Origin of the sequence: Pseudanabaena mucicola FACHB-723 (genome assembly GCF_014696385.1) — a bacterium.
Taxonomy (GTDB): domain Bacteria; phylum Cyanobacteriota; class Cyanobacteriia; order Pseudanabaenales; family Pseudanabaenaceae; genus Pseudanabaena.
The window spans coordinates 85813-108596 of the sequence record NZ_JACJQB010000001.1 but is presented as its reverse complement, the minus strand read 5'-3'; the positions used below and the strand labels follow the sequence as shown (position 1 = coordinate 108596).

At 44.1% G+C, this 22784-nt stretch carries 21 protein-coding genes; 11 read left to right on the top strand and 10 right to left on the bottom strand.

The window, feature by feature from the left end; translation table 11 throughout:
• Positions 1 to 22 precede the first annotated feature (22 nt).
• On the top strand, positions 23 to 859 hold the full coding sequence (locus tag H6F41_RS00470) for a DUF3598 family protein (protein WP_190401503.1): 837 nt from the start codon (positions 23 to 25) through the stop codon (positions 857 to 859).
• A gap of 105 nt (positions 860 to 964) precedes the next feature.
• Complete coding sequence (locus H6F41_RS00465; RefSeq protein WP_190401502.1) at positions 965 to 2470, top strand: bifunctional aminoglycoside phosphotransferase/ATP-binding protein; 1506 nt, start codon at positions 965 to 967, stop codon at positions 2468 to 2470.
• Between the two features lie 68 nt (positions 2471 to 2538).
• Here H6F41_RS00465 and H6F41_RS00460 read toward each other — a convergent pair whose 3' ends face one another.
• On the bottom strand, positions 2539 to 5061 hold the full coding sequence (locus tag H6F41_RS00460) for a U32 family peptidase (RefSeq protein WP_190401501.1): 2523 nt from the start codon (positions 5059 to 5061) through the stop codon (positions 2539 to 2541).
• A gap of 386 nt (positions 5062 to 5447) precedes the next feature.
• Between H6F41_RS00460 and H6F41_RS00455 the strand changes: the two genes are divergently transcribed.
• The 3 genes from H6F41_RS00455 to H6F41_RS00445 all read left to right on the top strand — a co-directional run bounded on the left by H6F41_RS00455 (position 5448) and on the right by H6F41_RS00445 (position 8532).
• Positions 5448 to 6347 (top strand): type IV toxin-antitoxin system AbiEi family antitoxin domain-containing protein, encoded by a 900-nt coding sequence (locus H6F41_RS00455; protein WP_190401500.1) that lies wholly within the window; start codon positions 5448 to 5450, stop codon positions 6345 to 6347.
• Positions 6347 to 7216, top strand: coding sequence for a nucleotidyl transferase AbiEii/AbiGii toxin family protein (locus H6F41_RS00450; RefSeq protein WP_190401499.1), 870 nt, complete (start codon positions 6347 to 6349; stop codon positions 7214 to 7216). Before H6F41_RS00455 ends, H6F41_RS00450 begins: the two co-directional genes overlap by 1 nt.
• Before the next feature lie 122 nt (positions 7217 to 7338).
• Positions 7339 to 8532, top strand: coding sequence for a class I SAM-dependent rRNA methyltransferase (locus H6F41_RS00445; RefSeq protein WP_190401498.1), 1194 nt, complete (start codon positions 7339 to 7341; stop codon positions 8530 to 8532).
• Here the strand turns inward: H6F41_RS00445 and H6F41_RS00440 are convergent.
• The 6 genes from H6F41_RS00440 to H6F41_RS00415 all read right to left on the bottom strand — a co-directional run bounded on the left by H6F41_RS00440 (position 8529) and on the right by H6F41_RS00415 (position 13535).
• Positions 8529 to 9224: a hypothetical protein gene (locus H6F41_RS00440; protein ID WP_190401497.1), complete on the bottom strand. Its 696-nt coding sequence runs from the start codon at positions 9222 to 9224 to the stop codon at positions 8529 to 8531. The genes H6F41_RS00445 and H6F41_RS00440 overlap by 4 nt on opposite strands.
• A gap of 40 nt (positions 9225 to 9264) precedes the next feature.
• On the bottom strand, positions 9265 to 10197 hold the full coding sequence (locus H6F41_RS00435; RefSeq protein WP_190401496.1) for a M15 family metallopeptidase: 933 nt from the start codon (positions 10195 to 10197) through the stop codon (positions 9265 to 9267).
• A gap of 110 nt (positions 10198 to 10307) precedes the next feature.
• On the bottom strand, positions 10308 to 10718 hold the full coding sequence (locus H6F41_RS00430; RefSeq protein WP_190401495.1) for a VOC family protein: 411 nt from the start codon (positions 10716 to 10718) through the stop codon (positions 10308 to 10310).
• On the bottom strand, positions 10709 to 12067 hold the full coding sequence (locus H6F41_RS00425; RefSeq protein WP_190401494.1) for a folate/biopterin family MFS transporter: 1359 nt from the start codon (positions 12065 to 12067) through the stop codon (positions 10709 to 10711). Before H6F41_RS00425 ends, H6F41_RS00430 begins: the two co-directional genes overlap by 10 nt.
• Positions 12068 to 12282: 215 nt before the next feature.
• On the bottom strand, positions 12283 to 13257 hold the full coding sequence (locus tag H6F41_RS00420) for a CobW family GTP-binding protein (RefSeq protein ID WP_190401493.1): 975 nt from the start codon (positions 13255 to 13257) through the stop codon (positions 12283 to 12285).
• Positions 13254 to 13535 carry a hypothetical protein gene (locus tag H6F41_RS00415; RefSeq protein ID WP_190401492.1) on the bottom strand — a complete coding sequence of 94 codons (282 nt, stop codon included), beginning with the start codon at positions 13533 to 13535 and terminating at the stop codon, positions 13254 to 13256. Before H6F41_RS00415 ends, H6F41_RS00420 begins: the two co-directional genes overlap by 4 nt.
• A gap of 82 nt (positions 13536 to 13617) precedes the next feature.
• Here H6F41_RS00415 and H6F41_RS00410 point away from each other — a divergent pair, with 82 nt between their 5' ends.
• The 4 genes from H6F41_RS00410 to H6F41_RS00395 all read left to right on the top strand — a co-directional run bounded on the left by H6F41_RS00410 (position 13618) and on the right by H6F41_RS00395 (position 17100).
• Positions 13618 to 14358, top strand: a complete 741-nt coding sequence (locus H6F41_RS00410) for a metal ABC transporter ATP-binding protein (protein WP_190401491.1) — start codon at positions 13618 to 13620, stop codon at positions 14356 to 14358.
• A 182-nt stretch (positions 14359 to 14540) separates the two neighbouring features.
• A complete protein-coding gene (locus H6F41_RS00405; RefSeq protein WP_190401490.1) occupies positions 14541 to 15413 on the top strand; it encodes a metal ABC transporter permease in 873 nt (290 codons plus the stop codon).
• A 327-nt stretch (positions 15414 to 15740) separates the two neighbouring features.
• A complete protein-coding gene (locus H6F41_RS00400) occupies positions 15741 to 16562 on the top strand; it encodes an FAD-dependent thymidylate synthase (protein WP_190401489.1) in 822 nt (273 codons plus the stop codon).
• A gap of 79 nt (positions 16563 to 16641) precedes the next feature.
• Positions 16642 to 17100, top strand: coding sequence for a DUF29 domain-containing protein (locus tag H6F41_RS00395; RefSeq protein ID WP_190401488.1), 459 nt, complete (start codon positions 16642 to 16644; stop codon positions 17098 to 17100).
• Between the two features lie 61 nt (positions 17101 to 17161).
• Here the strand turns inward: H6F41_RS00395 and H6F41_RS00390 are convergent, their stop codons facing one another.
• The 3 genes from H6F41_RS00390 to H6F41_RS00380 are packed head-to-tail and all read right to left on the bottom strand — an operon-like array spanning position 17162 to position 19661.
• Positions 17162 to 17941, bottom strand: a complete 780-nt coding sequence (locus H6F41_RS00390; RefSeq protein ID WP_199288598.1) for an ABC transporter ATP-binding protein — start codon at positions 17939 to 17941, stop codon at positions 17162 to 17164.
• A 44-nt stretch (positions 17942 to 17985) separates the two neighbouring features.
• Positions 17986 to 18645 (bottom strand): L,D-transpeptidase family protein, encoded by a 660-nt coding sequence (locus H6F41_RS00385; RefSeq protein ID WP_242022855.1) that lies wholly within the window; start codon positions 18643 to 18645, stop codon positions 17986 to 17988.
• Between the two features lie 29 nt (positions 18646 to 18674).
• Positions 18675 to 19661, bottom strand: a complete 987-nt coding sequence (locus H6F41_RS00380; RefSeq protein WP_190401487.1) for a branched-chain amino acid ABC transporter permease — start codon at positions 19659 to 19661, stop codon at positions 18675 to 18677.
• Between the two features lie 395 nt (positions 19662 to 20056).
• On the opposite strand from H6F41_RS00380, the gene H6F41_RS00375 reads away from it, so the two are divergent.
• Both H6F41_RS00375 and H6F41_RS00370 read left to right on the top strand, forming a co-directional pair.
• Positions 20057 to 21220: a GuaB3 family IMP dehydrogenase-related protein gene (locus H6F41_RS00375; protein ID WP_190401486.1), complete on the top strand. Its 1164-nt coding sequence runs from the start codon at positions 20057 to 20059 to the stop codon at positions 21218 to 21220.
• Between the two features lie 200 nt (positions 21221 to 21420).
• Positions 21421 to 22746 (top strand): glutamate-5-semialdehyde dehydrogenase, encoded by a 1326-nt coding sequence (locus tag H6F41_RS00370; protein WP_190401485.1) that lies wholly within the window; start codon positions 21421 to 21423, stop codon positions 22744 to 22746.
• Positions 22747 to 22784: the final 38 nt, after the last annotated feature.

Below are 22784 nucleotides of genomic sequence, written 5' to 3'. Positions count from 1 at the left end.
GTTAACTTAAGGAAAAAAATTTATGCGATCGCAATGGCAATGTTTACTGCAAAATCTCGGTTGTTGGCAAGGCTCTTTTACGCAGCTATCGCCACAGGGAAAATTTTTAGAAGATATTCCTAGCGAAACCAGCTTAGAACTAAAGGAAGATGGTCTGACCATGCGCCAAGTCGTGCGCCGCTTTTATGACGGTCAGCCCAAGGACTTAGTGCTAGAGTATCGATCCCTCAATAAAAGTATTTTGTTATTTGAGAATGGGGCTTTTTCGCAAGGTTCGATTCAATTTTCACCTGTTGCCGAATTTGGTGCAGAACTAGGCTTAATTGCCAATGGGCGACGGTTACGACTGGTGGCACTCTATGACAAGTCTAGCCAGCTCGATCGGTTTACTTTTATTCGTGAAAAATTACCACACAGCAACAGTCCTGAACGTCCACCCCTAACCTTAGAAAATTTATTGGGTAAATGGGAAGGCGAAGCCATCACGATCTCTCCTGATTGGCTCGAACCAGAGGTCATGCCCACCGTAACCGAATGGCGACATGATGGTGAGCAGATAACTATGTCTCTGCAAATGCAAACATCCATGGGAGCGCCCATAATTACTGCGATCGCAAAAACTGATCTCCACAATGCCAATATCCTCAACTTCGAGCAAGATCAGTTGCCAATCCAAACTTTATTTCTACCCGATGGCGCATCCGTCACCTGTCCGACCGACCTTAGCGCTCGTCAACCCTTTCGGATCTCGTTGTCATGGTTAATCGAACCAAACTTACATCAACGTCTAATTCGGGGCTACGATGCCAAGGGAGCATGGACTAGCCTCACCTTAGTGACTGAGCGCAAAGCGTTATAATCAGAGCCAAATAATTATAAAAAGCCTTGCTAAGCAAGGCTTTTTATAATTATTTGCGAATAGAAATTTATGTAATCCCACTGCGATCCAACTGCTACTTAACTTATGTCATTACCGCCGATCATTGAGCAGATGCTCACCCCAGAGTTTTATGCTCATCCTGTGACTGAGCCAATTCAACTACTGCAAACCCATATTTCCTTTGTGCTACTCACAGGGCAGTATGCTTACAAAGTTAAGAAGCCGATGAATTTTGGCTTTCTCGACTTTTCTACCCTCGAAAAACGCAAATATTTCTGCGAAGAAGAATTACGTCTCAACCGTCGGCTTGCCCCTGACCTCTATCTCTCCGTGTTGCCCATTGTCGAAACCGATGGCAAATATGGCTTTGATACAACAGGTAATGGCGAGGCAGTAGAATTTGCGATCTCAATGCCAGAATTTTCGCAGTCAGATCTGTTAATCGAGATGTTTGAAGCGGGGCGGCTAACGGCTGACCATGTCAAACAAATTGGCGAGCAGTTGGCGGTATTCCATCAAAATGCCCTGACCAATGACCATATCAATAGTTTTGGTACGGCGGAAGCAGTTCGCGCTGTGGCTAACGATAACTACGCCTCCACTGAAAAGTATGTAGGGTTGGCTCAAACCCAAACTCAGCTCGATCAAACCCGTAACTACACCGAGCAGTTTTTTGCGGACAATGTCGACTTATTTTGCGATCGCATCGCCAAGGGTAAAGTCCGTGAATGTCACGGCGACGTACATCTCAAAAATATTTGTCTCTATCAAAATCAAATCCAAATTTTTGACTGCATCGAATTTAATGAGCCATTTCGTAACAGTGATGTACTTTACGATGCGGCTTTTCTATTAATGGATTTACAATTCCGTGGTAGAAGAGATCTCGCCAATATTTTCCTAAATACCTATTTGGAAAGAACTGGTGATTATGAAGGTGCAGTGTTGTTGCCGCTCCATTGCAGTATGCGAGCCTATATCCGCGCCAAGGTGACATCTTTCCTATTGGATGATCCGAATATTCCATCTGACGTAAAGACCAATGCCCAAAGGGAAGCGGCGGCATATTACAAACTCGCATGGGAATATACTCAACCCAAGCAAGGCAAATTGATCATCATGTCGGGCGTATCTGGCTCTGGCAAAAGTACCACAGCAAGAAAAATCGCCGCCGAGCAGGATGGAATTTATTTACGATCGGATGCGATTCGCAAACAGATTGCAGGTATTGACTTGATGGAGCGTGGCAGCGATGACATTTACACGCCAGAGATGACAGCAAAAACCTACAGCAAATTGGCAGATTTAGGCGCTTTACTGGCTAGCAAAGGCTTTACAGTCATTCTTGATGCAAAATACGATCGCATTAGTTTACGCAGTGAAGTGATTGATTCAGCAAGTTCTCAAAATATTCCCGTAGAAATTATTTACTGTACTGCACCTACAGAAGTTTTACAGCAACGTTTGCATGATCGGGCTAAGGCAAATAATGATATTGCTGATGCCACAGTTGAACTACTAGCTAGTCAGCAAGCGACCTTTGAAGACTTCACAGAAGCAGAATTATTGCTAGTGAAAAAATCTATCTAAATCAGAGAGTGAGTCGCCCGCAAAGCGGGCGACTCACTCTCTGATTTCTGTATTCATTTGCCTTGCGTCTATTCTTCCAAAGAACCTCTGGTTACACCAAGCTGATTTTGTAACTTTAAATCTTTCCAAAGTTTAGAACCAGAAATTTTGCCAGCTAAAAGTTGTTGATAGCGGTTAATTGTCTCTAATACCTGCGAAGGTGACTCATTAACAAACTCTAAACGGAAATGCCGCACGCCAAGTTCCAGAAATCGCTGCACAAATTCTGCACCTGTTTGAGCAGTGCCATTAAATACCGTATTGCGACAACCAGCGTCAGCTAATAAGACATGTTCGGCTCCCGTGCGATCGCGCAATTTTACATCATGCTTATCGCAGGGACGACCGCAATTAGTGTAATCAGTTCCCTCCGAGAGAAAGGCGCAAAATACGCAATGCTCCATGTGGAACATGGGCATATGTTGGTGGATCGTGATTTCAAACCATTGGGGAGGACATTTTTTGAGTAAGGATTCCAATTGGTGAATGCTGAGATCGTAGGAAGCGGTGAGGCGTTCGAGAGGGAAAGATTGTTTGAAGTAGTTGGCGGTTAAAGGATTGGCGATATTAAAAGAGAAGTCGGCAATGATTCTTGATTCAGCAAAAAATTGCAAATGGTCGTAATTGCGAATTAGATAGCCATCAGCATTACTAGATAGAACTTGCTGGAGAATATAGTTTTCATTGGGCTTGGTAATGCGTGGTGGTGCTACCCAAATACTCGGTGCATGGGCAGCTTTTCGGGTAATTTCCACCGCAGATTTATAGGATGTGGGATCTTCAAATTCGCAATAGATGGTGGCAATATCGGTAGTGAGAACTGCTTTTAATTGTTCTAAATTTCGCACTAAAACAATAGCTTGGGGAGAAATCTCAGGACTAGATTCAGGCTTGGGTAATAAATCAGTATAGGAATGAGAATTTAATTGCCAACGTTTGGGACTGCTGCGAAGGGTGTCTAATTTTTCGACCAGTTCGCGACGGATGCGATTTAATTCACTCACAGGAAGCATCGCCGCACCCTGCAAATGATTGTGCAGAGTTCCCAAACAGAAAGGCGTATTTCCCAATCTTCCCAACTGTTCTGTTAACCGTTCCGTTGTTAAAGGTTTATTATTCGCTGACTCTAACAACATTGCAGAATCCACTTGAGCGATATTCCCTTGAGCATCACGGGCGATCGCCGTTAGAGCTTGTCCAATTTCGCCGTGAATTTCGATGTCAATGGGACGCTGAAAGAGAATCTTTTCGCTGGTATAGGTTTGACGCAATTGTTTATCGAGGTCAGGATCGTTGGTTTTCCAGAGACGATTGCCTACGCGCACACGCCGCAAATCCACATCGCGCCGCCCAAAAGTGACAAGCGTATCTTTTTCAGAATTTTTACCCATTGATTCCACTGCATAAACCCGTCCGCCTTCTTCGCGATCGGCAGGTTTACCCGCATCAAAAACTACACCATCTCCTGCTTTCAGTGGTGATTGCAACCGCAGCACCACCTGTTTATCGCGCCCATCACGAATCTCGGTGATTTCGCCCAAATATACACCACGTTTTTTGCCAAACCTTGCATGGACAAGAGCTTGATTGTCGATACCGTCTAGCCAACCTGTGTATAGACCTCGCGAAAATGCCATTTCTAATTGGTAGCGATCGCTTGCACTCACTTGATTTTCTAAACCCTGAACCACGCGATCGATGGCTTGGCGATATACCTGCGTCACACTTGCCACATATTCAGGATGCTTCAAACGTCCCTCAATCTTTAGAGATACCACTCCCGCCTCGATCAATTCTGGTAAAACTGCTAACCCCGCCAAATCTTGGGGACTAAGCAAATAACGGCGATCGCCTAAATCCATCGGTTGACCATCGACAATCATCTCGTAGGGCATCCGACAGGCTTGGGCGCATTCGCCCCGATTTGCCGATCGCCCGCCCAGCGATTCACTGGTCAAACATTGTCCCGAATAAGCGACACACAAAGCCCCATGCACAAATACTTCTAGGGGTAGCGAAATTTGGCGATCGCCGATCTGCTTTTGAATTTTACGAATTTCGGCGATCGAGCATTCTCGCGCCAACACCACCAAATCGCATCCCAAAGACTTGGCAAACTCTACCCCTGCGCCACTAGTCACAGTCATTTGGGTTGAGCCATGAATCGGGAAATCGGGCGACAAATGGCGAATTAAGCGGCACAAGCCCACATCCTGCACGATCGCTGCATCCACTCCCGCCGCAATAATCGATCTCAAATAGGATTCCACCGAGCCTAGTTCTGACGTAAAAATCAAGGTATTGAGGGTCACATAACCTTTCACGCCGCGACGGTGTAGAAATGCCATCAACTCAGGTAAATCTGCTTCTGTAAAGTTATGCGCCCGCATCCGCGCATTAAACTTTTCCAAGCCAAAATAAATAGCATCCGCCCCATTTTCTACTGCCGCCTTTGCACATTCCCAAGTCCCCGCAGGCGCAAGGAGTTCAGGAGCTTTAATTATGGGACTTGTAAGCTCAGTCTCTAGGGATATTGTAGGATTGACAGACATAGGAAAAATATGGAGTGCTATTTTATTCTAGGCTAATGCACAAGTCTATAGCCCCCATTTGATATCTGAGGAAAGCTTAGCAACACGCTTAAGCAAAGCTTGAGTCTAGCGCTAGCATTAAAAAAAGCTCTTAACCAGACTTTTGTATCTTTCAACCCAAGCATTATTCCTTTCGACAATCTAACGCTCGAAATCACCACAAATCCAGATATTTCTTGAGCTTCTTTTTCCTGCTTAGATATTTTCGGAATAATCTTAAACCTGAGCTTGGTCATAAAACTCACGAAGTTTTCTTGACAAAGCCACACTATAATATTAAAATTACATCCTGAGGATGTAATTTTAATATTATAGTGTGGCTTTCGGCTTTCAAATACCAGCTAATTATGGATGTTATTAAAGCAATCACATTATCACTTGGTAATTTAGATCATCCCATCATCTCTAAATATCAGTTTGGATTAACTGTAAATAAAATATACCGAAGCAAGGTTTATGATAATAAACCTGTAAATCTCCAGAAAGACTTTGCGGAAAAAGCAGATATTTCTAAATACTTAAATCTATTAATAGATGAAGGGGTCTTATTTCCTCATAAAACTCTCCCCAAGATTTTTACTCTTCTTGGTCGATCTAATGGCGATCCTGATGATATAGCCTGTACTGTTGACCCTTTTTGCTATATCTCTCATTTAAGTGCCATGTCGTATCATGGTTTAACAGATCGAATACCAAAAAAATTATTTATATCTTCCCCTCCGAATAATACTTGGCGATCTTTAGCAAAAGAGAAAATGCAGAAAGATTTGGGTGATGATTTTGAAAGCTATTATGAGCATGGTTTGCCAAGATTAGTCAGACCAAACATGAATAAGATTGATAAGACAGAGATTCATTGCCTGAGTTCCAAGCATTTAGGATCATATAAAAATGTTAGAGGAAGATCTCTTAGAGTTGCGACTATAGGAAGGACATTCCTTGATATGTTAAGAAACCCTGAACTGTGTGGAGGGATAAATCATGTATTGGATGTATTTGATGAATATGGAGAGAAATATGTCAGATTGATAACTGACGATATTGATAAACATGGAGAACCTATCGATAAGGTTAGGGCAGGCTACATTTTGAATGAGCGTTTAGGTATTAATAGTGAGATTATTAATGGCTGGTCTTCATTTACTCAAAGGGGGGGATCGAGAAAGCTTGATCCAAGCTCAGAATACTCTCCCGAATGGTCAGACAAATGGAAAATTTCTTTGAATGTTTTTAGGAATAGTGCTTGATGAGTGAAATCGAGGAATATGATATCAAGGACTGGGTTGAAGATGCATCAACTGCAACTAATCAGGCGTTTCGTCAGGCTGTACATACGATCTTGTCAGCAATTGCCTCAGATCGTAATTTAAAAGCCAACATGATTTTGAAAGGAGGTATTTTGTTAGCGATAAGATATAAAAGTCATCGCTTTACAAAAGATATTGATTTTTCTACTGAGAGAAAACGTGGAGATGAAATCACTGAAGATGAAATTCGTAAATCTTTGGATAGTAGCCTAGTCCAGATGGTTGACGAATTAGATTATGGTTTAGATTGTCTTGTACAAAGTAGTAAGTTAGAGCCGTCAAATGATCCTAAATATACATATCCGTCAATTAAGAGGAAAGTAGGATATGCGTATAAAGGGACACCTCAGCATAAGCGATTATTATCTTTGCGCTCACCAGATATTATATCGATTGACTATAGTTTGAATGAAGCAACTCCAAATATTGAGTATTTAAAGCTAAATCTTGAAGATGGCATTTTGGCTTATTCTCTAACAGACTTAATAGCTGAAAAATATCGCTCATTGTTACAGCAAGTTTCTAGAAATAGAAGTCGTAGACAAGATATTTATGATTTAGACTTACTAATCGAAAGATTAGGAGACATTGACAGTTTTGAAAGAGGAAAAATCTTAAATTCCTTAATTTTTAAATCAAAAGCAAGAGGGATTTCACCAGATATAAATTCATTTGATGACCCAGAGTTAAAGTCCAGAGCTAAAAAAGAATATTACACACTTGAAGATGAGATAGAAGGTGAGCTTCCAGACTTTGATGAGTTATTTCAAAAAGTCGCCGACTTTTATAGATCATTGCCATGGTCATAACTATAGATATCGTCGCGATGAATAAGGATATGATGATTTTTCCCTCTGATTTTAGGCATGGTGATTTAATCGATAAACTTCAACAAATCAAAATCAACTAGTAACTGTATAAGAACAAATTAATGGCAAAGCTGCGCGAAATTATTGTTTCTACTCAACTCAAAGAACGTTTGGCTCAAGGGCATCCTTGGATCTATCGGGATAGATTGCCTAGAGAAGCACGTTTTGAGACGGGGGAATGGGTGCGGGTTAAGTGTGGCGGCTGGACGGGATTTGGGCTATGGGATAACAAAGGACCGATCGCGATTCGGATATTTTCGCAGCGACAGTTACCCGATCCGCGTTGGTTGAAAGCGCGAGTACAGGCTGCATGGGAACTGCGATCGCCTTTACGCGAACAGAACTGCACCGCTTATCGTTGGCTCTTTGGTGAGGGGGATGGCTTAGCAGGAATTACCGTTGATCTGTATGGGGAATATGCGGTGGTGCAAACCTATATGGAGGGGGCAAGCGTAGTCCTTGATTGGTTAGTGAATGCCTTGTTAGCAGTGGCTCCTTTACAGGGTATTTTATGGCGGACAAAGCATTTAGAGAATTCTGAAAGTGAAAATCCGCAAGAGAGCAAAACTCAATTGCTATGGGGTAAAGAACCGAAGGGAGATATTACCGTAAAAGAACATGGGCTATTGTTTCAGGTCAATTTGCAAACTGGACAAAAAACTGGTTTATTTCTCGACCATCGTGAAAATCGTCGCTTTGTTGGGGAAATTAGCCAAGGTAAAACGGTACTGAATTGTTTTTCCTACACGGGTGCATTTTCGCTCTATGCCTTGCGTGGTGGTGCGAGTCACGTTACTAATGTGGATATTGGCAAACATTTAGCGGCTGTTGCCGATACAAATGTACGTTTAAACAATTTCGATCGCGATCGCCACAATTTTGTAACTGCGGATTGCTTTGATGTGTTGCATCGCTACGCACAAGAGCAACAAACCTTTGATATTGTGATCCTCGATCCGCCCACTTTTGCCAAGAGTAAGCAAAATCGTTTTGCGGCAATTCGTGCTTACACGAAGCTAAATGCGATCACTCTTAAATGTGTCGCGCCCAATGGTCTACTAGTTTCGGCGAGCTGTACTAGTCAAGTTAGCCCTGAAGCCTTTAAGGAAATGCTTGCCACTGCTGCGGAATCTAGCGATCGGCGTATCCAAATTATCCATGAAGCAGGACAACCCCTTGATCACCCTGTGCCTGCGGCTTTTGCGGAAGGTCGTTATTTAAAATTTGTGGTCGGTAAGGTTAATCAGATTGTCTAAACCAATTGTTTGAGGGATTGCTCAATGGTTTGACAACAATCCTCAACACTTGCACCCTTTTGCATTTGCTCGGCAAGGGCAATTAACACAGGGCGGCGATCGTCTAATAAATTTCTAGCATTGAGTAAAGCCCAACGCTCTTGGGTCATGGGATTGGGTAAATGCGAAATCGCTTTGCGTAACTGTTGCATATCATCTGTCCCACCTTCAGTCTGTCCTTCACACATCAACTGTTCAGCGGCAAGCCCTGCCATATAAACGGTGCTATAGCGATCTAGTAAATTGGCGGACAGGCTGATTGACTCAGGAGCATTGGCAACCTCTATTTCTACGCCCCCTTCAATACCTGTGAATGACTCATCGGCAAGTATTTCCCCCAAAGATTTACCAACAATTCCTGCGATCGCATATTTGACAACCTTGAATCCTAAAACATGAGCAGCGAGAAAATGCCCTGCTTCATGGTAGGAGACCCTCTCGCGGTACTTAGGCGATCGTGCCCTTAACCACACCTGAAAATATGCCCCAAATTTGCCTTGCCAAAAGCCAATATCAATTCCCCATGCACCTAGTAAAGTAATGGCGATCGCGCTGGGAACAATTGGCGGTAAGCCCACCATCGTTCCCACTAGAGACATCATCGTAATCGTAAAAATGGCGATTGCCAGTAAATCTGTAGTAGTAACATTCATGGCAAAGTTCAGAGATAAGGCGAATCTTTAGATCGAAAAACTATGGCTTTTGGATAAAAGAGTTGCTGCGATTGGATGATTTATAGAAAGTTGCCAAGCTGGTGTCATCACCAACAAATCGCCAATGCCAAGGTTCGTACATCACACCTTGTGAATTGTTGGGTGGGAATGACATCTCAAATCCATACCTAGCAGCATTATTGCGTAGCCATTGGAAAGCGGCAGTTTTCTCAAAACTGGGAGAGAGATTGGTGCTAGGAACATTGGCATCACCGATGTCGATGGCATAACCAGTATGATGTTCACTATGTCCGGGAGGGGCGCTGACCTTGGCGCGTTCGGCAGGGGTTTGGTTGCGCTGTTTGCTGATTTCAAAGAAGAGTTCTTGTTGTTCAGAAATCGAGCGGAATCCTGAAATTACGGCAAAATTTACACCATCCGCCTTGGCATCAGCTTCCATTTGCAGATAGCTTTTTGCGGCTGTTTCATGCAATTTAATTTCATAGCCATCACCTGCTCTACTGATGGTACGCAATTTACTGGCAGGAGCCTCTGCATATGCATAATGCCCAAACAAGTCGGCAGGAGCATCGGAAGCTTGGGGAATGTTTGGATTATTCGGGTCTAGTTTGCTGTTTGCCTTGGGTGTAGCACTACTAATAAATGGGGAACCGATGGGAACTGCCGTTGGAGAATTTGCTTCCGCATTGTTGGCGGTTGTTTCTGGTTGAGTATTTTCCGTTAGCGCCGAACTTGTCGATACTTGACTAGTGGCATTTACATTTAAGGCAAACCAAATGCGAGCGCTCACAATTGGTGATAAGAAGGCTAAGACTGCCAACCCATAAGCCCACCAAGGAACTGACTGTAGCGATCGCAGCACTGGATTGGGTTTAGCTACAGCTTGTTTTGCCAATGGTCGATTTGGGGTGCTAACTCGCTGAGCAACAGGGATATCGTTTTGGGTAGGCATAGGTGTGTAAACGATTAAGGTTTTAACCAAGGTTAAATATATAGTGTCTGTTCCTAAATGCCAAAGATATATCTACCTAAGGCATCAATTAGCAACATTGATGGTCATGATCAGCTTGACTGCACAATTTCGAGGATGTTGCCATCGGGATCACTCAGAAATAAAATTTTCTGTCCCCAAGGCATAACTTTTGGTGGTGCGATGATATCTACTAGTGTATCTACTGGATGATTTCCTTGATGCTCGACGATGCGATCGCAAATTTGTTGGTAAACCAGATCAAGATCCTCAACGGTCATCGATAGCAAAAAGGGATTACCACTGATAACTTGTTCGCCACGATCGCCAAATAGCTTTGGTAACCAACTGCGATCGTAAATTCCCACTTTGATGTTGCCACTATAGCCTTCTGCGCCATCAGGTTTGGCTGGTTTATCAAATTTAAAGCCTAAAACATCACTATAAAAAGATTGCGATCGCATTACATCTTTGACAAAAAGCGCGATGTAATCTATTTGCATACATTTTTCTCGTCAGGTAGCCATTTTAGTAATGGCAGTGGCAAGAGGCTGGTCACATTGGCGATTAAAACCAGTAGCCAGAGATTATCGAAATTAGATTCATTAACTCCCAATAAATAGGTCAAACCTGCACCTAATTGAGCAGAACATAGCGCCGAGATATTTAATACTGACATCAACAGCGCAAATAGGGTTGCCTCAATGCCTTCAGGGCAGAGCCTTGCGGCTAAGACAAGTACGGGCATAAAGGCAATCCGTCCCGCAACGGTCAAGATCAAACTATCGCCAAGGCTAAACCAGCGATCGTCTAAACCTAGCAATCGGTTGGTATGGGTAACTAGCAACAGGCTAGTTAGTCCTAACAAAGTGGAGACAATTGTTGTCCAAAAGAAAATTGTGCGAGTAGGGACACCTCGAAAAAAACGTTGAAATAGCCATACGCCCAACAGCCCTGCCCAACTGGCAAAAAATTTAACTGTTCCTAAAAATTCAGGATTAAAATTTAGTTCATTGGTGGTGAAGTAGAAAAAGGCAGTATCAGCGCTCGGTGTGGCTTGCCAAAAGAACAAAAACGCCGCAGGGAGCCAAATTGCTTTGTTGGTAAAGGCTTCGCGGAGTTGGGTCAAATTTAGTTTGAGAGATAGCCAGACTTGCGAATTTCGCGACAAAGCAGGCTTAGTCGTGGCCAAATTGGGGTCAACATTAGGATCGGGGGCAGCAATAAAAATTGTAGACATCGGTGGATCTGCGATCGCAAAAGCGGCTATCCCGACCAGTAGTGGCAAAGTTGCGGTGACCTCAAAGACAAACTTTGCGCCGAAATGTTCTAATAGATATCCACTCAAATAGGCAGAAATGATCGCCCCAATCGATGAGGCAATCCAGCTAAAAGACTGTAATGAGCCTGCATCTCCCTCTGGCTCTAGACGTGCGCGTTGGACAATCAAGGCATCAGTAATTGCATCAGAAAAGGCGAGGGATAGTGAACCTGTGGCAATCATGGCAATCGCCCAAAAGGGAGTGGTAACCCATGCCCCCATGCTCAACCATGCAAAAACCCCTAAAACGCTAGATAGTAATAGGTAAGGTCGGCGACGATAGCCAAATACAGGAAATCCATCAGAAATCAAACCGTATAAGGGTTTGACTGTCCAAGGCAGCATCGCAATGCCAACCATGGAGGCAACTTCCGCAGGACTAAGTCCTAAGTCATCTTTTAAGAAGAAGCTGACAGCAAGTTGTGAAATTGCCATCGCCCCCTGCACAAAATAAATAACAGCGATCGCCCCTAGTTCTGGGTCAAAGGAACGCTCTCGCAAACTTTTGAGCCAGTCTGATTGAATTAGCACGATACGGTTGCCCAAATGTTAAGAAGTTTTAATCTAAGTATATTTTAGCCCCTCTCAAAAAAAATGCATCTGTCTCCATGTACCCTCTAGGGGACATAACCCCAGAAGACGGTTGGCGGCGCGAAGTGCCGCCAACCGTCTTCTGGTGATAACTAACGCTATATAACTCCAAATTGTCGCCCGCGACGCGGGCGGCAATTTGGGACTTTGTTCTTTTAAGTTGCCATGCAGTTTAAAAAATCAGATCTCAATTGCTCTGCATCAAGGTTGCGACCAATAAATACAAGTTCATTTTGACGATGTTCTTGGGGTAACCAAGGACGATCTCGAATTGCATCAAAGAGCATATGCACGCCCTGAAATACAAAGCGCTCGTCAATTCCTTTGATATTAAGAATTCCTTTCATCCGAAAGATATCTACACCTTGGTTACGCAATAGATTGTTGATCCAAGTATTGATTTTCGGAAGATCCAGTTCTCCCTCCGCAACGATGGCAATTGACTTCACAGTATCGTCATGCTCATGGGCATCTTCGCCAAGGAACTCTGGATCGATCTTTAAGGCGCGTTCTAGCTCAAATGCACCGATGCCTAGCACTGCATCCATACAAATGTCTGAGTTTTGAGTGCGATAGATTTTACACATCAAGTTCATGGTTTTGATGCGTTGCTCTAGTTCTGTTAACTCTACTTCAGTGACTAAATCTGTTTTATTGAGCAAAATAATATCGGCGAAGGCAATTTGTTCGATAGCTTCATCGGCATCCCAATGTTGAGCAATGTGCTTTGCGTCAACAACCGTAACTACTGCATCCAGTTTGGTTTTGGCGTTCATATCTTCGTCCACAAAGAAGGTTTGAATGACGGGAGCAGGATCGGCAAGCCCTGTGGTTTCAATTACTAAATGGTCAAATTTGTCACGACGGCGCATCAAATTGGTAATGATCCTGATCAGATCGCCGCGCACGGTGCAGCAGATACAGCCATTGTTCATTTCAAAAATCTCTTCATCGGCATTGACCACTAGCTTATGATCGATGCCCACTTCCCCAAATTCATTGACGATCACGGCTACTTTTTTGCCATGTTCGTGGGTAAGGATCCGATTGAGCAGAGTTGTTTTCCCTGCCCCAAGGTAGCCTGTTAAGACAGTAACGGGAATGGGATTAAAGCTTGCTATGTTACTCATGATTTTTTGGTAGTTGGATTTTTGAGGGCGATGGCAGTGCAGACATCGGTGTAATTGATGTCTGCGGTTGCTTTGTGGATGCGGATGATGAGGGGTGGGGTGAGCATGATTGCGATCGCAGTTTGAATTGGCGGACAATTAGGCTCAGAACACTGCAACTGGCTCAGAGAAATAATTGTGGTGCGATCAATTTGCAAGATTTCATATAGCCAATCCTTGACTTGCTGTGACTGCTCAGCAGTAACAGGTGGCTTTTGCGGAGCGAAGAGATTAATCATCTGTTTCAAGAATTTTGCTCACGATATTTGTGCTTTTTAACAAAGAATGATAATCATTATCATAATACCTTTACATAAAAATATGCTAGAAGTCGAGCATTTGGAAGTTAGTTACCAAGATGTCCGCGTAGTTGAAGATGTTAGTTTTGCGATCGCAAAAGGGCAGATGGTGGCAGTGATTGGACCAAATGGTGCGGGTAAAAGTACAGTTTTTAAGGCAATTCTCGGATTAGTACCTGCCTCTAGTGGTAGGGTGCGATATCAATCGCGATCCTTGCAAAGACAACTAAGGACAGTTGCCTATGTCCCGCAGCGCTCACAAGTGGACTGGGATTTTCCTATAACCGTATGGGGCGCTGTGATGATGTCCCGCACCCGTCACCGCAATTGGTTGACCAGTTGGCTTAAAAAGTCTGCCTGTCATTGCGACATGATTGTGAAAGATGCGCTCAAGCGTGTGGGTATGTGGGAATTTCGCGATCGGCAAATTGGCGAACTTTCTGGTGGTCAACAACAGAGGGTATTTCTGGCAAGGGCAATTGCCCAAGAGGCGGAATTACTATTTTTCGATGAGCCGTTTGTCGGTGTAGATAAAAAAACTGAAGCAGTAATTTTTGATGTGTTTGCAGAATTAAAGGCGCAGAGCAAGATTCTCTTAGTAATTACCCATGACCTTGGTTCTAATTTGGACAATTATGATCGGCTGTTATTGCTGAATAAAGAACTTATTGCTGAAGGCAATCGTGATGAAGTGATTACTTCTCAAAATATCCAACGCGCCTATGGTGACAGTGTGATTTTGATCCAAAAAGAACTTGCCTAGCTACTTAGCAAAGCCAGAGTTAAGGATGAAATTTAAATCCTGATTCCAAAAATATTAGGACTTAGACAAAAATGACTTGAAACTCGCATGACAAAGTAGGGGCAATTCATGAATTGCCCCTACTTTGGGTTCTTTTGAGTAAGTCCTAAATATCTCAAAAACATCTCAAAAAAATAATCGCTATGTTGAATTGGTTAATGGAACCCTTGGGTTTTGAGTTTATGCGAAATGCGATCGCAATTGGCGTTCTCATTGGTATTTTATCGGCAGTGGTCGGTAGTTACCTAATCGTGCAACATATGGGACTCTTGGGCGATGTGGTTGCCCATGCAGTCTTACCTGGACTTGCAATCGCATTTTATATAGGGCTTGACATTTTTCTTGGTGCATTTATTGCAGGAACAATTAGTACCTTTGTTGTGGCTTGGATTCAAGCCCATTCCAAGATCAAAGTTGATACAGCTATGGCATTAGTATTTTCAGGATTCCTTGCTTTAGGAGTCATCCTAATTACTGTTCTCAAAAGCAAATTAGATCTGCACAGTTTTCTATTTGGCGATATTCTAGGCGTTACCAGTACAGATCTGTGGCGGACTTTAATTATTGCGATCGCAGTTCTTGTCAGCGTTGCCATCTTTTATCGTGAACTAATCTTCTATTGCTTTGATCCCCTCGCCGCCAAAGCCATGGGATTACCTGTACATTTCATCCATTTTGGCTTAATGGCAGGAATCACCCTCACAATCATTGCAAGTATGCAATCTGTGGGCGTGGTACTAGTCGTATCGCTCCTCACTGGCCCCGCCGCCACTGCATTTTTATTAGTGAAGGAATTACACCTAATGATGGGTTTAGGAGCAGTAATTGGGGTATTTGCGAGTGTGAGTGGAATGTATGTCAGCTATTATCAAAATGTTCCATCAGGAAGTGCGATCGTCCTAATCATCTCAGGATGTTTTTTGCTAGCACTATTGTTTAGTCCATCGCAGGGAATTTTGACCAAAAGAGCAGTTACGCAGAGAGCAAGAACTTTGCTGCATCTACTTAAGCGCTAATTTCTGATAGTCAGCCTGCATACATAGACTACAATCTTAAAAGTAGCTAGGTAAGTAGCTAAACATAATTAAAACCAAAAATCAGGGCGTGAGTTGCTCGCGAAGTGAGCAACTCACATTTCTGGGTTTTAAGATTATTTATGCTGAACTACTTATAATTAAAACCCAGAGCTAAAACCTGTGGCGCACGCGCAGCGTGCGCCACAGGTTTTAGGGTTTTATATTTAATTGCACCCAGTTACTCATGCTGAACTAATTAGAAATCCTAATTGATGGAAACTCACAACCACCGTTGGGATTGATTTTACGAACTAAGAATTAAGAATCATGTTTCAACCTCAAGCTGCCATCATCGCTGATAGCGTCAATTTAACAGGCAATCGCCTGACTACTTTTGTGCTGACTTACCATCGCATGATTCATTCAGAATTCATGACTCACCGCATGCTCAGCAAAAATAGCAGTAGCAGTCGCGCTATTCCTGTCGAGAAAATGATTAAACTTGTCGAGAGTCAAGAAGTTTATCCATTACATTGGGGCAAAAATCAAAAGGGAATGTCGGCTCAAATGGAAGTGACAGAGGCAGAAATGCAAGCTGCCTCGGCAGTGTGGCAAGCAGCTAGGGAAGATGCCATCCGTCATGCTCGCCGCTTAGTGGAAATTGGTATTCATAAACAAGTTGTCAATCGTCTGTTAGAACCTTTTTCCACAATTACCGTAATTTGTTCGGGAACAGAATTTAGTAACTTTTTTGAGCAGCGCTGCCATCCTGATGCTCAGCCTGAAATCCAAAATTTAGCCCACAAGATGAAGGCAGCCTATGATGCCAGTCAACCAAAACAATTAGCTGAAGGGGAATGGCATTTACCGTTGATTAAGCCAGAGGACATCGCGGAAATTCCAGATATCAATGAATTAATTAAAGTTGCTGTAGGGCGTTGTGCGCGAGTTAGCTACCTCAATCATGATGGAGTTCGCAATCTTGCCGATGACGTGAAGCTGCATGATCGCCTCTTGACCTCCAAACCTGCTCACCTATCACCCTTTGAACATGTCGCTTTTGCCCTTGGCAATTCGGAAAAACGTGCTAATTTTACAGGTTTCCAATCCTATCGCTTTGATGTCGAACGCAATCACGTTCAAAATTGATCTAGGCTTGATCTATGCCAACACGAATTTGTATCCGCGATCGTATTACAAATCGCACCCCTAAAGGAGCAAAAACAAGATGAAAACAGCAATCGCACCAAGAACGACTTTGTATGATCGTGATTTTTACAAATGGGTACAAGAAACCACAGAAAAGTTAAAGGCAAAAGATTTTGACCACGTAGATTTAGAACATCTAATAGAGGAGATTGAGAGCTTGGGAACGTCTGAAAGGAGCGAGATATATAACCGTTTAGCTACCTTATTAGAGCATCTACTCAAGCGAATGTTTGTGGATATGCCGCAAGAGTTCAATGGCTGGGAAAACACAATTCGTGAACAAAGGAAACGGCTGAAACGGGCGTTTAAATTGTCACCAAGTCTCAAAAATTATTTCGCTGAGATATTTGATGAAGCTTTCGTCGATGCTCTTGAAGAAATTCGTAAGGAGAAAGGATATAAATCGGTTGAATTCCCTGACACATGGCAATTCAAGCGTGATATTGACTCAATGCTCAACGTTGACTTTTGGGAATAGGTAAGCAGACCAGCAATAAAAACAGCAAAAGTGCCGCGCAAAGCGCGGCACTTTTGCTGTTTTACCCTTCATCACCCAGATACGCTTCAATCACGGCTTGATCACTTTTAACAATTTCGGGCTTGCCGATCGCAATTAGTTGACCAAAATCTAAAACAGCAATGCGATCGCAAAGTCCCATGACCAACGGCACATGATGCTCAATTAGCAAAATCGTTAAATTAAAGCGATCGCGTAAACTGCGGATGAAGTCACTAAGTTGTCCTTTTTCGATAGGATTCATCCCTGCGGCGGGTTCATCAAGCAATAGCAGTTTGGGCTGGAGGGCAAGCGCACGGGCAATCTCTAGGCGACGCTGATCGCCATAGGCGAAATTTTTTGCCTTGACTTCGGCGCGATCATCTAGCCCCACTAGCTCTAATAGTTCTTGGGCGCGTTCATAGGTTTCCTTTTCCTGTTTAGCGGTGGGTGGCAAACCTAAAATGCCATTCCAGATTCCTGTAGTTGTGCCAAGATGTCTGGCGATCGCCACATTCTCCAATGCTGACAGATCGGCAAATAGGCGAATATTCTGAAAAGTCCGCGCAATGCCCAACTTTGCAATTTGATGGGGACGACGATTAGTTAGCTCTTGTCCGTCGTAGAGAACCTTGCCACTGGTTGGCTCGATCAAACCCGTAATTGTGTTAAACAGCGTAGTTTTACCCGCTCCGTTAGGCCCAATCACGCCAAATATTTCATTCTCCTGCACATCAAAGGAAACCTCATTCACTGCCACTAAACCACCAAAGCGGCGAGTTACTTGCTGAATAGCTAGGGTTGATGGTTGCATTGTATCCATGATGAAGCTCAGAAAATAGGTGCGGCGCTTCTATCTTCTGGGTTTTAAGGCAAAATTTCAATAGTTGTCCCCCGTTGCAACAACGGATAAATTTCATCGACATCTTTGTTTTTCATCGATACACAGCCTAAAGTCCAGTTAATTTTGCGATCAATTAGCCAGTCAGTTCCCGTCTCTACGCCATGAATGCCGATCTCGCCACCAATATCATCCCTAGCATTTACCTCACCCCGCGCCTTTGCCGCTAAAAACTTGCGCCAAGAATCCTTGGTGGGATAGTCCAACAAAATAAACTTTGACCATTCCGAATGGTGATATAGCTCTTGGACGCGAAATATACCTTCGGGGGTGCGTTTGTCGCCTTGGCGCAATTTGTCATCCTTGGGATTTGCGCCCAACACGATTGCATAGGACTTAATCGGTTGCTTTTGATAATAAATCGTCAGTTTGTATTTGGATTTTTCAACCACGATGGCGATCGCAGTTTTATCCAGTTTTTTTAGATCAACTAAATTGGCGATCGCCTGATCTTTATTCAGTAAATCATCACGTAAATTACTCCCTGCCCGCGCTTCACAATTGCCCAAACAGAGAAAATTGCTAACTAAATTAGGATTTGCGATCGCAGATAGCCCTAGTAAACCTGTCAGCAAAGCCAAATAGCTAAAAAATTTGCGTGATTGCTGCATTTGGGAATGTGACATATGGGCTACAACGTCGAGCGTGAGGGAGATTAAGCGCTTTGTTTGGATTTATTCTCGGGCTTGTTTTTGTGAAACATCTTTGCCCAGAGCCTTTGGGCGGTTCGCTTGCACCAAACTAGAAACTCTGGCGTAATGATCCCCTTGGGATAAAAAATTGTTCCCACCACAATCAGCACCCCAAAAATAATTAGTCGCCCATCCTTGAGAAACTGCCCTAACCATAGCGGCATCCCATTCACACTCGCCGCCCCACGCAAAACTTCAGGCAAAGCCGTCAAAATAATGCCGCCAACAACTGGCCCCCAAAAAGTGCGTGAGCCGCCGATCAACACAAATGCTAAAAAGATAATACTGGCATCGAAAGTTCCTTGCCGCGCATTCCATGTATTCAGAAAATGAGCGCTCACCGCTCCCACCATGCCTGCCAAAATCGCCGCAAGGGTAAAGGCTAAAACCTTGTAATAGGTGGGATTGATCCCCATGGAATCGGCAGCTAGTTCATCTTCACGGATGGCAATCAGCGCCCGCCCGACGCGGATCTTTTCGAGACGATACATAAATGTCATGCTCAGTCCCAACAGTGGCAAAGCGATCCAGAGATATGCCAAAGGCGACTGAAACGGTTGCGGAACGCCAAAAATACCGACAGCTCCACCAGTAATCTCCAGATTTAGGGCGACCACACGCAAAATTTCGACAAAGGCAATAGTTGCGATCGCTAAATAAATTCCCCGCAGCCTGAGTACGGGAATCCCTAAAATGACTGCCAAAATTCCTGAAATTAATCCCGCCACCAACATTTCCAGTAATACCAACCAGATCGGGAAATTGCTGGAACTAGCTGGTAAAAATTTGGTCGATGCGATCGCGGCAACATAGCCACCAAGGGCATAAAACCCTGGTGTTGCCAAGGATAATTGACCTGCCATCAGTGGCAAATAGACGGAAATTCCAAGGATTGCCCCAAAAATTGCCGATACAATTAGAAAACCATAGGTATTAAAAAATTCAGCCATTACTCAGACTTTAATGATTTTTGTTGAGGATTTTTAGAGACTTTTGTAGACTAAAGCATGATTCAACTTTAAAAAAATAACCTTGGATCACATTAATTAGTTATGATTAGGCAATCAGCCACAGTATCTTAATAAAGAATTAAGATTTTCTGTAAACCTAATCACAACTCTGATTAACAATCATTCTGCGATCGCAGATCAGAATCAAGTAATTTTCACATCAGCATAGGTTAATGTAAAAACTACTAGACCCATTTCATTAAGTTTTTGCGGGTTAGATTTGTCTTAGGCAAACTAGACCCGACGCATCAAACAATAGAAAACCTTAGCGTAAATCTTGAAAATCAGATTTTTACGCAGATCTTCATAACTATCAATTCTAGAGAGTACAAACAGTGGACATTCAAATTGGGCGCGGTAAAACTGCACGCAGAGCCTATGGCATCGACGAAATTGCATTAGTACCAGGAGGGAGAACCCTCGACCCCAACGTTGCCGATACCTTTTGGGAAGTTGGGGGCATTCGGCGTGAAATCCCGATCATTGCTAGCGCTATGGATGGGGTAGTCGATGTGGATATGGCGGTTAAGCTTTCAGAGCTAGGGGCATTGGGTGTGATTAACCTTGATGGTATCCAGACCCGTTATGACGATCCCACTCCCATCTTAGAAAAAATTGCTTCTGTAGGTGTTACCGAATTCGTCGGACTCATGCAGGAACTTTATGCAGAACCCGTTAAGCCTGAACTGATTCAAAAACGCATTCGCGAAATCAAAGAAAAGGGTGGCATTGCCTGCGCTAGCAGCATCCCCGTCAATGCGTTCAAATATGGCAAAATTGCAGCCGAAGCAGGTTGTGACCTCTTCTTTTTGCAGTCCACTGTCGTTTCCACAACCCACGTTGCCGCCGAAGGACTAGTTTCCCTTGATCTCGCCAAATTCTGTGAGGAGATGCCAATTCCTGTATTGATGGGTAATTGTGTAACCTATGATGTCACCCTTGAACTCCTGCGAGCAGGTGCGGCGGGTGTATTGGTCGGGATTGGTCCTGGAGCAGCTTGTACTTCTCGCGGTGTCCTTGGTGTGGGTATTCCCCAAGCAACCGCAGTTGCCGATTGTGCGGCTGCCCGTGAAGACTTTTTCAAGGAAACTGGCAAGTATGTGCCAATTATCGCTGATGGTGGTTTGGTTACAGGTGGCGACATCTGTAAATCGATTGCCTGTGGTGCTGATGCGGTGATGATTGGTTCACCCTTTGCCAGAGCTGTCGAAGCTCCCGGCCGTGGTTTCCACTGGGGCATGGCAACACCTAGCCCTGTATTGCCTCGCGGCACCAGAATTAAGGTGGGTACAACAGGTTCACTCAAGCAGATCTTGCGTGGTCCTGCGGGACTAGATGACGGTACTCACAACCTCTTGGGTGCACTCAAGACCAGTATGGGTACGCTTGGTGCGGCAACCATCCGCGAAATGCAACAGGTTGAGGTGGTCATTGCACCTTCATTGTTGACTGAGGGCAAGGTTTACCAAAAAGCTCAGCAACTCGGCATGGGTAAATAAATAACTGCCCCCCAGCCCCCTCTCCCATTAAGGGAGAGGGGGAGTAAGACTCATTTCTTGTTTCCCTCTCTCTCTTAACGGAAGGGGGGCTAGGGTTGAGGGTCTTGTAAGCTTATACATAACAAGCTCAAAAAGCATTTACCCGCCTTTAGCGGAGATGTGCTGCGATCGCAATTTAGCAAAAAGAAGTAAACAGTAAAGTGTCTGCAAGTGTATCTGGGAATATCTCGATAGATTTATCTGCGTCAATCCAAAGGACTCGCACGGCTGCGATCGCCTTGGCAAAGTTACCGAGTGCGATAAAAAATGCTGCCTTAGAAGCGATCGCCATTGCCCTAGAGCAACAGTCCGATAAGATTTTAACGGCTAACCAAAAGGATTTGGAGGCTGCCCATGCTAATCAATTGCCTAGCGCCTTAATCGCTCGTCTCAAGCTAGATGCGAATAAGCTGAAGGGAATGATTGCAGGGGTGCGCGACGTGATCCGCCTTGGTGATCCAATTGGCAATCGCCAAATTCATCGTGAACTAGATGCAGGTTTAGTTTTAGAGAGATTGTCCTGCCCGTTGGGGGTGATTGGGGTCATTTTTGAAGCCCGTCCCGATGCAGTCACCCAAATTGCAGCATTGGGGATCAAGTCAGGGAATGGGGTAATCCTCAAGGGTGGCAGTGAAGCCGTAAATTCCTGTGAAGCGATCGCAGGGGTAATCTATGGGGCATTAGAGACGCTATTTGCTCAGCAAGGTGGGGTTTCGCCAAATGTAGTACAGTTATTAACAACTCGTGCTGAGACTTCGGCAATCCTGCATATGGATAAACTGATCGACTTAATTATTCCCCGTGGCTCGAATCAGTTTGTGCAGTACATTCAAAACAATACGAATATACCTGTACTGGGTCATGCCGATGGCATTTGTCATGTTTATGTCGATGCGGCTGCGGATTTAGACAAAGCAATTGCGATCGCAGTTGATAGCAAAATTCAATATCCTGCGGCTTGTAATGCCATCGAGACGATGCTGGTACATAGTGCGATCGCAAATCAGTTTTTACCCTTAGCTTTTAAGGCTTTTCAATCTCATGGTGTGGAGCTACGCGGTTGCGATCGCACTCGTCAGATTATTGACATTACTCCTGCCACCGATGCGGACTGGTCAACGGAATATAGCGATTTAATTCTGGCGGTCAAGATTGTGGACTCACCTGAGGATGCAATCGCCCACATTACCGATTACAGCTCTAAGCACACCGAGACGATTGTCACCGAAGATTTAGCGATTGCGGAGAACTTTATGAGCGATGTTGATGCGGCAGGTGTATATCACAACTGCTCGACCCGCTTTGCCGATGGTTTCCGCTATGGCTTTGGCGCAGAGGTGGGGATTAGCACCAATAAGATGCCTCCTCGCGGCCCCGTTGGTTTGGAAGGTCTTGTTACTTACAAATATCGTCTAGTTGGTAATGGTCATGTGGTGGCGACCTATGCAGGGGCAAATGCTAAAGCATTTACCCATCGGGATTTATGAGTGTGGCGCTCGCCTCTTAGTCTATTCTTTGGGTCTAG

Excerpts from the sequence above, each read along its gene's own strand:
- H6F41_RS00470 (WP_190401503.1), top strand. The coding sequence starts at position 23 with ATGCGATCGCAATGGCAATGTTTACTGCAAAATCTCGGTTGTTGGCAA.
- H6F41_RS00465 (WP_190401502.1), top strand. The coding sequence starts at position 965 with ATGTCATTACCGCCGATCATTGAGCAGATGCTCACCCCAGAGTTTTAT.
- H6F41_RS00460 (WP_190401501.1), bottom strand. The coding sequence starts at position 5,061 with ATGTCTGTCAATCCTACAATATCCCTAGAGACTGAGCTTACAAGTCCC.
- H6F41_RS00455 (WP_190401500.1), top strand. The coding sequence starts at position 5,448 with ATGGATGTTATTAAAGCAATCACATTATCACTTGGTAATTTAGATCAT.
- H6F41_RS00450 (WP_190401499.1), top strand. The coding sequence starts at position 6,347 with ATGAGTGAAATCGAGGAATATGATATCAAGGACTGGGTTGAAGATGCA.
- H6F41_RS00445 (WP_190401498.1), top strand. The coding sequence starts at position 7,339 with ATGGCAAAGCTGCGCGAAATTATTGTTTCTACTCAACTCAAAGAACGT.
- H6F41_RS00440 (WP_190401497.1), bottom strand. The coding sequence starts at position 9,224 with ATGAATGTTACTACTACAGATTTACTGGCAATCGCCATTTTTACGATT.
- H6F41_RS00435 (WP_190401496.1), bottom strand. The coding sequence starts at position 10,197 with ATGCCTACCCAAAACGATATCCCTGTTGCTCAGCGAGTTAGCACCCCA.
- H6F41_RS00430 (WP_190401495.1), bottom strand. The coding sequence starts at position 10,718 with ATGCAAATAGATTACATCGCGCTTTTTGTCAAAGATGTAATGCGATCG.
- H6F41_RS00420 (WP_190401493.1), bottom strand. The coding sequence starts at position 13,257 with ATGAGTAACATAGCAAGCTTTAATCCCATTCCCGTTACTGTCTTAACA.
- H6F41_RS00415 (WP_190401492.1), bottom strand. The coding sequence starts at position 13,535 with ATGATTAATCTCTTCGCTCCGCAAAAGCCACCTGTTACTGCTGAGCAG.
- H6F41_RS00410 (WP_190401491.1), top strand. The coding sequence starts at position 13,618 with ATGCTAGAAGTCGAGCATTTGGAAGTTAGTTACCAAGATGTCCGCGTA.
- H6F41_RS00405 (WP_190401490.1), top strand. The coding sequence starts at position 14,541 with ATGTTGAATTGGTTAATGGAACCCTTGGGTTTTGAGTTTATGCGAAAT.
- H6F41_RS00400 (WP_190401489.1), top strand. The coding sequence starts at position 15,741 with ATGTTTCAACCTCAAGCTGCCATCATCGCTGATAGCGTCAATTTAACA.
- H6F41_RS00395 (WP_190401488.1), top strand. The coding sequence starts at position 16,642 with ATGAAAACAGCAATCGCACCAAGAACGACTTTGTATGATCGTGATTTT.
- H6F41_RS00390 (WP_199288598.1), bottom strand. The coding sequence starts at position 17,941 with ATGGATACAATGCAACCATCAACCCTAGCTATTCAGCAAGTAACTCGC.
- H6F41_RS00385 (WP_242022855.1), bottom strand. The coding sequence starts at position 18,645 with ATGTCACATTCCCAAATGCAGCAATCACGCAAATTTTTTAGCTATTTG.
- H6F41_RS00380 (WP_190401487.1), bottom strand. The coding sequence starts at position 19,661 with ATGGCTGAATTTTTTAATACCTATGGTTTTCTAATTGTATCGGCAATT.